The organism is Haematobacter missouriensis (genome assembly GCF_000740775.1).
Taxonomy (GTDB): domain Bacteria; phylum Pseudomonadota; class Alphaproteobacteria; order Rhodobacterales; family Rhodobacteraceae; genus Haematobacter; species Haematobacter missouriensis.
On sequence record NZ_JFGS01000006.1, the window covers coordinates 1 to 11,741 of the forward strand.

The window sequence follows — 11,741 nt, forward strand, 5'->3', positions numbered from 1 at the left end:
ATTGCTGCTCCGACAGCGTGCGTGGTTGTGGCGTTGCCGTGACGAACTTGTCCCATAGGGCACCGTCCATTCCGAAGAGTGCATCGCACCATCAAACCGGGGGAGCAAACACCTAGTCCCCTCCAGCCATCGTGGTTTATCGACAGCGGTTGCGGACAGGCTAAAGATTACCAATATACCAAGTCACTTGGGCGCGTCTTCTCCGTGAGATGGCTCTCTTAAACCCATTGGGCGAGTGGTTTATGTGGAGATCTCACGGCATGTGCCGCACACCATCCTCCCGGCGGATTACCTTCTGAAGCAGAGGTGAAGGGGTGCTTTGAGTCGGCAAGTGACAGTCTTGACTTGGGGAGTAGAGCGAAACCGCTCGCCCTTGTGCCGCACATGCCCCGGCACAAGAGTCATCCGCTGAACCTGTGCCGAGCTACTTCCCGGTCCTAGGACAGTTCTCTCCGCAGGTGCCAAGTCATCTGGCGAACCCAATAGGGGGCGTATCCAGAAACTGCCAGTCGATCAGCCGCATCAGGCCGAGGTTCTGGTCCCTCTCACCGGCCGGCTGATGATGCAACGAGTACACCCCTCCCGACCGCTCCCTTCATGAGATCTACCTCCCCACCTGCGCACTTGGCGAATGGCCGGGCGCGCTATAGGGGACACTAACTCTTTCTTGCCCCTTTGCCCTCGGGACCGGACGGCCAAGACCGGACAGCTCTGCGGGCAGCGGGGCTGCGAGCCTTGTCGCTTCGGGCCTTGGTGGTGGTTCTTTGCGGCTGAGTCTCCGCTTTCGGGCCGGACAGTCGTTTCTGCGGTTCCGTCGCCGGAGCCGAGGAGGAGAGATAGCGCACGGCAGCATAGCCGAGGCCAAGAAGAGCAAGTGTACGGATCAATCTCGGCATCTGTAATCTCCCGCTTGAGTTTCCGCCGCATAACGCGGATCGTGCCTCCGCTGTTCCGCCGCTGGCCTCTCCGGGGTGGAAATCTGTTCGGCAACACGTCATGAAGACGCAGCCCCAGCAGGACGTGCGACATGCTCAGACAGTTCTTCTCCTACTACCGACCGTGGAAGCTGCTTTTCTTCATCGACTTCGGTTGTGCCGTGCTGTCCGGGATGTTGGAGCTTGCATTCCCGCTCGCCGTGCAGGGTTTCATCGACAGGCTTCTGCCACAGGGAGACTGGTCCTTCACCTGGCTGGCGGCGCTGGGGCTTCTGGTCATCTACCTGTTGAATACCGGGCTGATGGTCGTGGTAACCTACTGGGGCCACATGCTGGGCATCAACATCGAGACGGAGATGCGGCGGCGGGCCTTCGAGCATCTCCAGAAGCTTTCATTCGGTTTCTTCGACAAGGTGCGAACGGGCAAGCTTGTGGCCCGCGTCACCCGTGATCTGGAGGAGATCGGCGAGGTCGCCCACCACGGGCCGGAGGATCTGTTCATCGCTGTGATGACCTTCGCTGGCGCCTTTATCCTCATGATGTGGATCAGCCTGCCGCTCGCCCTCATCACGGCGGCGATCGTTCCGGCTATGGTCCTGATCGTCATGGTGTATGGCGGCAAGATGACGGCAACGTGGCGGGCAATCTACTCCCGTGTCGGCAACTTCAACGTCAGGCTGGAAGAGAACGTAGGCGGCATGCGCGTCGTGCAGGCATTCGCCAACGAGGATCACGAGAAGGCGCTTTTCGCCAAGGACAACGCCCGATACCGGGAAACGAAGCTGTCCGCCTACAAGGTGATGGCCGCATCACAGTCGCTGTCCTACATGGGGATGCGACTCGTTCAGGTGGTGGTGATGGTGGCAGGCGCGAGCTTCGTGCTCAACGGGTCGCTTTCCACGGGGGGCTTCGTCGCCTTCCTGCTGCTGGTCGGCGTATTCTTCCGTCCCCTCGACAAGATCGCCGCCGTGATCGAGACCTATCCGCGGGGCATCGCGGGCTTCCGTCGTTACCTCGAACTGCTGGAGACGGAACCTGAAGTGGCCGACCGGCCCGACGCGCGCCCTGCCACCGCACTCACCGGTGCGATCAGATTCGAGGACGTGAGCTTCTCCTACCGGGAGGACCGGCCAGTGCTCCGTGACGTGAACCTCACCGTCCATCCCGGAGAAACGCTTGCCTTCGTCGGTCCCTCGGGCGCGGGAAAAACGACACTTCTCGCACTTCTGCCCCGGTTCTACGAACCCACATCGGGCCGTATCACCATTGACGGCACCCCGATCGACACCTTCACCCTGCAAAGCCTGCGGCGTCAGATCGGCATCGTCCAGCAGGACGTGTTCCTGTTCGGCGGCACCCTGCGCGAGAACATCGCCTATGGACGGCTGGGTGCGACGGAGGACGACATCATTGAGGCCGCCCGGCAGGCGCAGCTCGGCCCGATGATCGAACGTCTGCCGGACGGGCTGGATACCGTGGTGGGAGAAAGGGGCGTGACCCTATCAGGCGGACAGAAGCAGCGGGTGGCCATCGCGCGCGCCTTCCTGAAGAATCCGCCGATCCTCATTCTGGACGAGGCGACCTCCGCTCTCGACAATGAGACGGAGCGAGAGATCCAGATGGCGCTGGACGCATTGGCGGTGGGGCGTACGACACTCATCATCGCGCACCGTCTGGCCACAATCCGGCATGCGGATCGTATCGTGGTGATGGAGGATGGCCGTGTGGTGGAGACCGGCACTCACGCCGAACTCGCGGCCTCCGGCGGGCGATATGCCCGGCTCAGCGCCGCGTAAGAGTCAGAACCGGTAGTAATAGCCGACCGTATAGACCTCGATCCCCGGGTTTGGCTTGGCCAGCCCGGCGTTCGAATAATGCCGGATGTCCGCCGTGATATAACCTGGCCCGACCGGATACGAGAGACCGAAGCCTGTCTGAAAATGGCCCTGAGAGCCCATGTCATGCTTGCCGACCTGCTGGTCGCTGAAAAAGCCGAGCCCGATCATCAGTTCCAATCCGAGATCACCCCAGATCTGGCGGTGCCAAACGGGCGCAAGCGTGATGAGCTGCACGGAGTCGTCGCCCGGGCCGGTTTGCCAGTTGGCAACAGTCACTTCGACCAGCCGTTCGAAACCCCAGCGCTCCAGATAGCTGCCGGACCATGGGTGGACATAACCCACTCGAAAAACAGCATCACCATCTGCGGTCGAGCCGGCGGCAAAAGTCAGCGACTGTGCGGTGGCGGGCGCGACGAGCATGAAGCCTGCCGTAGCGGCGACTGCAAGAAGCGTCAGAGACGCGAAGATCGGGTTCCGCCCCGAATTTCCATCTGTCGCTCCGACCATGCTGCGCTCCCAAGAACCACTGTCCTAGGTTTAACGCGCGACCGTTCATTGTCCATCACGCGCACGTGAGAAATGATGGGCCAGGGCAAGCCGGTCACAGTCAGCGGCGGCGGTTCATTTCCGACAGGCGGAGGAAAGCCCGCTCCATCACCGCCATGACGGGCGCGCGCTGCGAGGAGCGGAGCGTGAGGTCCGTATCGACCAACAGCCGGATCGCCTCCTCCAGCCGCCGAATGCCCCAGCTCTGTACTTGTCGCTGCATCCGCTCGCGGCTGCGGAACGGCACCGGGGGGCGGGCCCGCGAGATGCCGGAAGCAGGACCACCCGGATCGGACGCGGCGGCATGGAGCGCCCGGAAATGCCGCGTGGCCGCAATGCAGAGCGTCACCGGGTTCACGCCCTGCCCCTCCAGCCGTTGCAGGAGGGGGCCGATCTCCCCCGTCCGCGATTCGGCGACGGCGTGAAGCAGATCGTCCGTTTCCGCCTCCATCGTCACGGGAGCCACGGCGGCCACGTCGGCAGCGTTGACGGGCGCCGCGTCGCCCAGATGGTAGAGCGCCAGCTTTTCCACCAGTTGCCGGAAATCGCCCGGCTCCAGCTCCCGGCCCAACAGCAGAAGTTCCCCCATCGCCTCGGGCGAGACGGCACCCATACCTTCGCGCGACAGCGTGGCCTCGATCTCCTCCCGGCTGGGGGGATCGTCATAAAGCGCGATGGCCGGGGCTTTCGGGTGGCCCTCGAAAAGCTTGCGAAGAGCGGAACGGGGGGTGAGCGCGCCTGCCGTCACCACGAGCTGGGCATCTCCCGGCCCCCAGTCCTGAAGCGCCGTGGTGATGGCGGGGGCGACGGTGTCCGTCGCTTCCTCCACCAGAACGACGCGGGGACCGGGGAAGAAGCCTTGAGCCCGCATCGCATCGCCTGCCTGCGCGGGATCCTTGCGCAGATCGCCGCCGGGAATGCGGGTCAGGCGCATCTCCGCCTCGCCCTCAGGGCCGATGAGCACTGCGATCATTTCCTTGCGGCGGAGCGCAACCCGCATCGGATCCGTTCCGTAGATCAGCACACCCGGCACGGCCGGATCGGGCCGGGCAAGAAACCGCGCCGCATCGCGGGCGGAGAACTTCACGCCTTCCAGCTCCCGTAGGTGGCGATGAGCTGCTCCGTCACCTGATCGGCAAGCTGCCGCATCAGGCGCTTCTCTCCGTCCACCTTGGCCGCGCGGCTGGAGACCGCAGAGCCAAGGCCCGAATAGCCGACGAAATTGGAGCCGGTGCCGCTATGCACCTGTTTTCCGGTCGAGAGATCCTTCACCGAATAGGCCACCTCGCCGAAAAGCTGATAGCGGCTTGTCAGGTCATCACGGGAGATGCTCACCCCCCATTCCTTCGTGCGGATCCGGTAGGAAAGAGCATAGCGCGGCGCTTCCGGCGAGCCCAGCACCTCTTCAACCCGTGCGAGGAAGGCATAGGTTTCGGGGTCGGTCGGGTCATCCACCCGCACCGCCCCCCGAAGTGCATTGGCCCGTCCGTTTGTCCCGTAGGCAGGGGCGAAGCCGCAGCCCGCCAGCGGAACCAGAGCAGCCAGCAGAAAGGAACGGCGGTCAGGCGACCACATTGACGATCCGCCCCGGCACCACGATCAGTTTCCTGGGCGCGGCGCCCGCCAGCACCTTCACCACCGTCTCGTCGGCAAGGACGAGCTTCTCCACCTCACCCTGCGGCATGTCCTTCGGCACGGTGATCTCGCTCCGCCGTTTGCCGTTGATCTGGATAGGCAGGGTCACGTTGTCCTCCACCAGCAGGGCGGGATCGGCCTTGGGCCAGGGGGCGGAGACGACCATTCCCTCCCCGTCGAGCAGCGCCCAGACCTCCTCCGCGAGATGCGGAACCATGGGCGACATGAGCTGCGCCATCACGCGCATCGTCTGCCGCTTCGCTTCTGCACCGGCGGCGGAGCGGGAGAGGGTGTTGGTCAGTTCGTAGAGCTTGGCCACCGCCTTGTTGAAGGCGAAACCGTCGATGGTCCGTGTCACCTCGTCTATCGCGCGGTGGGTGGCGCGAATCAGCGGCTCGTCCTCCGCATTGGGCGCGGCCTCCGATGAGGCCGTTTCCACGGCCAGACGCCAGACCCGCGACAGATGCTTGAACGCGGCCTCGGCACCCGCCGCCGTCCACTCCACATCCCGTTCAGGCGGGCTGTCGGACAGGATGAACCATCGCGCAGTATCCGCGCCGAATTCCGCGATGATGCTCAACGGATCGACGACGTTCTTCTTGGATTTGGACATCTTGGCGGAGGGGATGATCTCCACCGCCTCGCCCGTGGCCTTCAGGCGGCCGTTCTCCACCTCTTCAGGCAGGTGATAGACGGGACGCTCCCGCTCATCGCGGGTCATGTAGATTTCGTGGGTGACCATACCTTGCGTGAACAGCGCGTCGAACGGCTCCGCCGCCTTTGCCGGCAGATGGCCGGTGATGTTCATCGCGCGCGCAAAAAACCGCGAATAGAGCAGGTGCAGGATCGCGTGTTCGATACCCCCGATATACTGGTCCACATTCATCCAGTAATCGGCTTCGGCCTTGTCGGTCGGCGTGGATGCGTGGGGCGCGGTGAAGCGGGCATAGTACCAGGACGAATCGACGAACGTATCCATCGTGTCGGTTTCGCGCTTGGCCGGGCCCCCGCACGCCGGGCAGGACACGTTCCGCCAGGTCGGATGGCGGTCCAGCGGGTTGCCCGGCTGATCGAAGGTGACATCATCGGGAAGCCGGACGGGCAGGTTTTCCTTCCGCTCCGGCACGACACCGCAGGCCGCGCAATGCACGACAGGGATCGGACAGCCCCAGTAGCGCTGCCGCGACAGGCCCCAGTCGCGCAGGCGATAGTTGGTGACACCCTGCCCCACCCCGTTCGTCTCGCAGAAGGCGACGGCGGCGGCGACTGCCGCCTCCCCGGTCTGCACCTCCTCGCCCGCGAAACCGCGGATGTAGCGGACAGGCTCCGACTTCGGCGGGACGAAGGGCAGTTCGGCGGCGCCATCCAGCGGTTCGAACACCGGCTCGATCGGCAGTCCGTATTTCGTAGCGAATTCGAAATCGCGCGCGTCATGGGCGGGGCAGCCGAAAATCGCCCCGCTGCCGTAGTCCATCAGCACGAAGTTCGCGATGTAGACCGGCAGTTCCCAGGAGGTATCGAACGGATGCCGCACGCGGATGCCTGTGTCGAAGCCCTTTTTCTCAGCCTTCTCCAGCGCCTCCTCGGAGGTGCCGATCCGACGGCAGTCCTCCACGAAGGCGGCAACGTCGGGGTCATGCCGCTCCAGCGCCTTGGCAAGCGGATGATCCGGCGAGATGGCCGCGAAGCTCGCCCCCATCAGGGTATCGGGCCGGGTTGTGTAGACCTCGATCCGGTCATGCCCCTCCGGCGCATCGACGGTCGAGAAGGCGAACCGCAGCCCTTTCGATTCGCCGATCCAGTTCCGCTGCATGAGCCGGACCTTTTCCGGCCACTTCTCCAGACCGTCCAGCGCCTGTGACAGCTCGCCCGCGAAATCGGAGATGCGAAAGAACCACTGCGTCAGCTCACGCCGCTCCACCAGCGCGCCCGACCGCCAGCCACGACCGTCGATCACCTGCTCGTTGGCGAGCACGGTCATATCCACCGGATCCCAATTGACCTGCGCGGATTTGCGATAAACCAGCTCCGCCTCCAGCATGTCGAGGAACAACGCCTGTTGCTGGCCATAATACTCAGGGTCGCAAGTGGCGAACTCGCGGCTCCAGTCGATGGAGAGGCCGAGCGGCTTCATCTGCGACTTCATGTCGGCGATGTTGGAATAGGTCCATTCCTTCGGGTGGCCGCCCCGCTCCATCGCGGCGTTCTCTGCCGGCATGCCGAACGCGTCCCACCCCATGGGATGCAGCACCGAGAAACCGGAGGAGATTTTATAGCGCGCCACCACGTCGCCCATGGTGTAGTTCCGCACGTGCCCCATGTGGATGCGCCCCGAAGGATAGGGGAACATCTCCAGCACGTAGTACTTTGGCCGGGCGGGATCGTGTCTGGCGGTGAACACGTCCGCTTCCGCCCAGGCGGCTTGCCATTTCGCTTCGCTGGCGGAGGGATCGTAGCGGGACATATGGGCTTCCTCAGGCGGCTCGGGATCCGGGCCGGAATACACCGGCCACGCCGCCAAGGTCTAGGCCATTCGCCCGCGGTCGCAGCAAGACCGGCTGTTAGAGACGACCGTCCTGGATGCGGAGCTGCCGGGCGCGGGTCAGAATCGCATCTTCCACCTGACGCACCGTCTCCGCGCTCACCGCGCGGCCGCCCTGTGTCTGGAGCGAAACCTTCAGCGACCGGGCATCGAGAGCGGGATCACGCACATAGACCGTGGCACGATACGCCCGCCCGCCACCCGGCGGGGTGCCGTAACCCGTCACGATCACCCCGCCGAAGGGATCGACCGTCTGGATCGGCAGGAAGTTCAGCACGTCCAGCGCCGCGTTCCAGATATACTTGTTGACGTTGACGGTGGTGTTCGGGTTGTCCCGCTCGGAAAACAGATCCCAGATCGTGCCACCTTCGGCCCGCCCGGCGGCGAGCTCCTTTTCCAGCGACCCGACCGGGATGTTCTGATCGGTGGTATTATTGGCGCAGCCTGCAAGAAGCAGAGCGCAACAGAGAAGTCCGACAGCCGCCCGGCTTCCGCTCAGGGTGACTTGCGAGAGAGTGCCAAGGGCCATCCGTCTGATCCGTTCTGCGCAGTCTGTCTTCCTCGTTGTCTATCCGACGGTCCCGAAGCGGACAAGTCCCTGAAGCCTTTTCCATCGCGCCAGAGCGGAAAACCCGGTGTGGCAAAGCTGCACCATGCATCATCCCTTGTCAGGAAGGGGACGCGGCTCGCTTGCAATATGGGGTCCGGGCAGGAAATACAGTCTCATTCCCAGTTCGGATTTCCCTGGATTGGGCTGCACCTTGAACCACGAGGGAAAACGATGAAAAAGATCCTGTTCGCGACGACCGCGCTGGTGATGACCGCTGGTGTCGCCGCTGCCGAAGTCGCGGTCACCGGCGACGGCCGCATGGGTATCGTCTACGATGGTGAGAACGCCAACTTCAACAGCCGTATCCGCGCCATCTTCACCATGGCCGGTGAAACGGACGGCGGTCTGACCTTCGGCGGCTCCATCCGTGCCGACAACTCTTCCAACGGTACCGTGGGCGCCGCGGGTAACATCTTCATCTCGGGCGAATTCGGCAAGATCGCCATGGGCGACGTCGATGGCGCTCTTGAGAACGCCGTGGGCGATCTCTCCGGGATCGGTTATTCGAACGCCAACTCCATCATGGAATGGTACGAAACCGAATACCTGAACTACACCAACGTTCAGGACCCCTACCTGCTGTACTCCTACAGCTTCGGTGACTTCGGGTTCTATGCTGGCATGAGCGACGGCACCGCCGGCGGCATGCACGGCAACACCGACAAGGACACCCCGCGCTTCGAGCAGTACTCGGTCGGCGCGACCTACGACTTCGGCGACTTCGGCGTGGCCGGTGGCTACGAATCCCGCAAGGCCGAAAACTACGAGCGTGAATACCAGTGGATCGTCAGCGCCAATGCCGCCTTCGGCGACGCGGCTCTGAAAGGCTTCTACGGCAAAGGTAAAGCCTACAACTTCGCTGGCAACGACTACGACGTCGTGACCGGCGACCTGATCGCCCCGTCCGAATTCCAGAAGTTCGACCAGTACGGCGTGTCCTTCGACTACAAGATGGGCCCGACCACGGTCACTGCGTTCTACCGTGAGCTGAGCCTCGACAAGACGGGCGACGCGAAATACTACGGCCTCGGCGCGGCATACAACCTCGGCGGTGGCGCGACCCTCAAAGGCGGCGTCATGAAAATGGACCGTCCGGATGGTGCCTACATCCAGGACAACCAGTCCGGCTCGATCATCGCGCAGGACGAAACCGTCGCCGACTTCGGCGTCGTGTTCAAGTTCTGATCCGACGATCATCTTACGAAGAGAGCGGGCCTTGCGGTCCGCTCTTTTCATTTGATCTGGCGGGTCATCGGATCTGTTCATTCTTGTGCTGCTGTGATCCCTTTCCCCGCAAAGAAAGGAATCCAGAATGCCGCTTATCGATATCAGGAACCGTATAGCCAAGGCTGAAGCACAGGCGGGCCGCAATCCAGGATCGGTTCACCTCATAGCGGTGTCAAAGGTCCAGCCGAACGCGCGGGTTGAGGCTGTTCTGGAGGAAGGCCAGCGCCTGTTCGGAGAGAACAAGGTGCAGGAGGCCGCGAGCAAATGGCCCGATTTCCGCGCCAGATTTCCTGAAGCCGAAGTTCACCTGATCGGCCCTTTGCAGACCAACAAGGCCAAGCAGGCCGTGGAGCTGTTCGAGGCGATCCACGCCGTGGATCGTCCGAAACTGGCCCAAGTCCTTGCCGAACTCGCACAAAAGCGCGGTCAATCTCCCCGGCTGTTCATTCAGGTCAACACCGGAGAGGAGCCGCAGAAGGCCGGTTGCCTGCCTTCAGAAGCGGATGCCTTTTTCGCCGAATGCCGGGCGATGGACCTGCCTGTTATCGGGCTGATGTGCATACCGCCGGTGGCGGAGGAACCCGCCCTTCACTTTGCACTTCTGGCAAAGATCGCAGCCCGGAACGGTCTTGACGAGCTTTCCATGGGGATGAGCGATGATTTCGAGACCGCCATCGCCCATGGTGCGACCTACGTGCGGGTCGGCTCCGCTCTCTTCGGAGCCCGCAACCCCCAGGGCTGATCCTTGACACGCAGCGCCGCTCCGGGTGTCAGGCGTTTGGCCAGCCACAACAGGTTGGGGCGCGAGAGTCCGATGCACCCAGCCGTCGGCGCCCCGGGCCGTCGCCAACTGTGCAGAAAAATTGCAGACCCTCGCCCCGGCAGTGCATCGGGCCAGTTCCAATCCGTAACCAATACCAGATCATAAAGCGGATCGGGCCGCCGGAGGCTCTCATGACTCCAGTCGTGCGGCGCTGCGACGAGCTGATTGTACTCCGGGTCAGCCACATCGTCCGACCACAGGTCCCCTGGCCGGATCGGGACGGCCCAGCGAGGGAGCCGCCGCCGGTCAATCCTGTCGGGACGGTAGAGAATGGCGACGATCTCATGCCGTCCAACCGGGGTTCCGCCATCCCCCTCGCGCTTGTCGGTCACGATACCGCCCCGCCCTATGGTGCAGGGCATCAACCGGTTGCCATAGCGCAACCCGGTGGGCGTCAGGACGAGATCCCGCGTCAAAGCAGATGTCCCGACTTCCGGGCCTTGGTGGCCAGATACCCCTCATTGAATGCGGTCCTGCCAACTTTCAGCGGCACACGGTCGACGACACGGATACCATTGGCCTCCATCATCCGCACCTTCGCGGGATTGTTGGTGAGCAGCCGAACCTCAGAAAATCCAAGCCGCCGCAATAAGGCCGCGCCGATACGAAAGTCGCGTTCGTCATCCTCGAAACCCAGCCGGTGGTTGGCTTCTACGGTGTCGAAGCCCTGATCCTGAAGTGAATAGGCGCGCATCTTGTTGGCCAGACCGATCCCGCGACCCTCCTGATTGAGGTAAAGGAGCACACCCGCCCCTTCCTCACCCATCCGCTCCAGCGCGGCATGAAGCTGCGGGCCGCAATCGCATTTCAGACTGCCCAGCACATCGCCCGTGAAACAGGCCGAATGCAGCCGTGCCAGAACCGGCTCTGCCCGGGGCGGGCGACCTATTTCGACGGCATAGTGCTCCTCCCCTCCATCTTCCGGCCGAAAGACATGCAGACGCCCCGCTTCCGCCGCAGCCATGGGCACGCGCGCGGAAACGACGGGCAGCAGGGGCACAGACTGCCGAAGCTCCTCAGCGGCGGCCGGGGCGGAGAGAAGCGTCAACTCATTCTCCGCTGCAAAAGTTGCAGGATGATCGAGTGGCACCAGCACTGCAGACGGCAGCAGATGCGCGGATTTCGCAAGCTGGAGCGCCACACGATGCAACTCCGCTCCGCCCGTCCGTTCCGCCAGGAGCGGCCCTTTCATCGGCACGCGGAGATCATCCGCCGGATCTGCCACGGACCGGAGCCAGCGCGCATCCACATCGCCGGGCACGGTGATCCGGGCGAGATCATTGTCATAGGCTCGCGCCTTCAGTGTCTCCGCCCGCCAGCCAGTGATGGCGAGAACAGGGCGCCCGATCGCGCGCAGATCGCGAAGCCGCTCCTCATCCAGCGTTTCCACGGCCAGCGCCAGCGCACCTTCGGTATCGGTCATCAGAACCACGGGCAGACCCATCCGAAGGTCCGCACGCGCCCGCGCGATCCGTTCGACGATACCGGGAATGAGACTCATGAACCTGCCCCTTTCAAGACATCCTCCATCTAGGCGCTACTGCAGGAAATTGAAACATTTCCCCGCCCCGCGACACGTCGGCGT

The 11,741-nt window shown here is 63.4% G+C and carries 10 protein-coding genes; 3 read left to right on the forward strand and 7 right to left on the reverse strand.

All coding sequences use genetic code 11. The features are described 5' to 3' along the window. Positions 1–1,027: 1,027 nt before the first annotated feature. Positions 1,028–2,731 (forward strand): ABC transporter ATP-binding protein, encoded by a 1,704-nt coding sequence (locus tag CG51_RS06690; RefSeq protein WP_035743333.1) that lies wholly within the window; start codon positions 1,028–1,030, stop codon positions 2,729–2,731. A 3-nt stretch (positions 2,732–2,734) separates the two neighbouring features. Here the strand turns inward: CG51_RS06690 and CG51_RS19095 are convergent, their stop codons facing one another. The 5 genes from CG51_RS19095 to CG51_RS06715 form a co-directional block, all read right to left on the reverse strand. Beyond that, positions 2,735–3,280: an acyloxyacyl hydrolase gene (locus CG51_RS19095; protein ID WP_051930171.1), complete on the reverse strand. Its 546-nt coding sequence runs from the start codon at positions 3,278–3,280 to the stop codon at positions 2,735–2,737. Between the two features lie 100 nt (positions 3,281–3,380). Continuing rightward, complete coding sequence (holA, locus tag CG51_RS06700; protein WP_035743335.1) at positions 3,381–4,406, reverse strand: DNA polymerase III subunit delta; 1,026 nt, start codon at positions 4,404–4,406, stop codon at positions 3,381–3,383. Next, positions 4,403–4,894 (reverse strand): hypothetical protein, encoded by a 492-nt coding sequence (locus CG51_RS06705; protein ID WP_035743337.1) that lies wholly within the window; start codon positions 4,892–4,894, stop codon positions 4,403–4,405. Before CG51_RS06705 ends, holA begins: the two co-directional genes overlap by 4 nt. Then, positions 4,881–7,418 carry a leucine--tRNA ligase gene (gene leuS, locus CG51_RS06710; protein ID WP_035743339.1) on the reverse strand — a complete coding sequence of 846 codons (2,538 nt, stop codon included), beginning with the start codon at positions 7,416–7,418 and terminating at the stop codon, positions 4,881–4,883. Before leuS ends, CG51_RS06705 begins: the two co-directional genes overlap by 14 nt. A gap of 97 nt (positions 7,419–7,515) precedes the next feature. Next, entirely contained in the window at positions 7,516–8,025 is a 510-nt protein-coding gene (locus tag CG51_RS06715; protein WP_035743340.1) for a DUF3576 domain-containing protein, read from the reverse strand. Positions 8,026–8,277: 252 nt separating this feature from the next. On the opposite strand from CG51_RS06715, the gene CG51_RS06720 reads away from it, so the two are divergent. After that, positions 8,278–9,291: a porin gene (locus CG51_RS06720; protein WP_035743341.1), complete on the forward strand. Its 1,014-nt coding sequence runs from the start codon at positions 8,278–8,280 to the stop codon at positions 9,289–9,291. A 127-nt stretch (positions 9,292–9,418) separates the two neighbouring features. Further along, positions 9,419–10,075: a YggS family pyridoxal phosphate-dependent enzyme gene (locus tag CG51_RS06725; protein ID WP_035743342.1), complete on the forward strand. Its 657-nt coding sequence runs from the start codon at positions 9,419–9,421 to the stop codon at positions 10,073–10,075. Here the strand turns inward: CG51_RS06725 and CG51_RS19475 are convergent. Beyond that, positions 10,024–10,518, reverse strand: a complete 495-nt coding sequence (locus tag CG51_RS19475) for a L,D-transpeptidase family protein (RefSeq protein WP_084695086.1) — start codon at positions 10,516–10,518, stop codon at positions 10,024–10,026. The genes CG51_RS06725 and CG51_RS19475 overlap by 52 nt on opposite strands. A 50-nt stretch (positions 10,519–10,568) precedes the next feature. Beyond that, the gene (gene ribA / locus CG51_RS06730; protein ID WP_035743343.1) at positions 10,569–11,657 is read right to left on the reverse strand and encodes a GTP cyclohydrolase II; all 1,089 of its coding nucleotides are present in this window, start codon (positions 11,655–11,657) and stop codon (positions 10,569–10,571) included. Positions 11,658–11,741 lie beyond the last annotated feature (84 nt).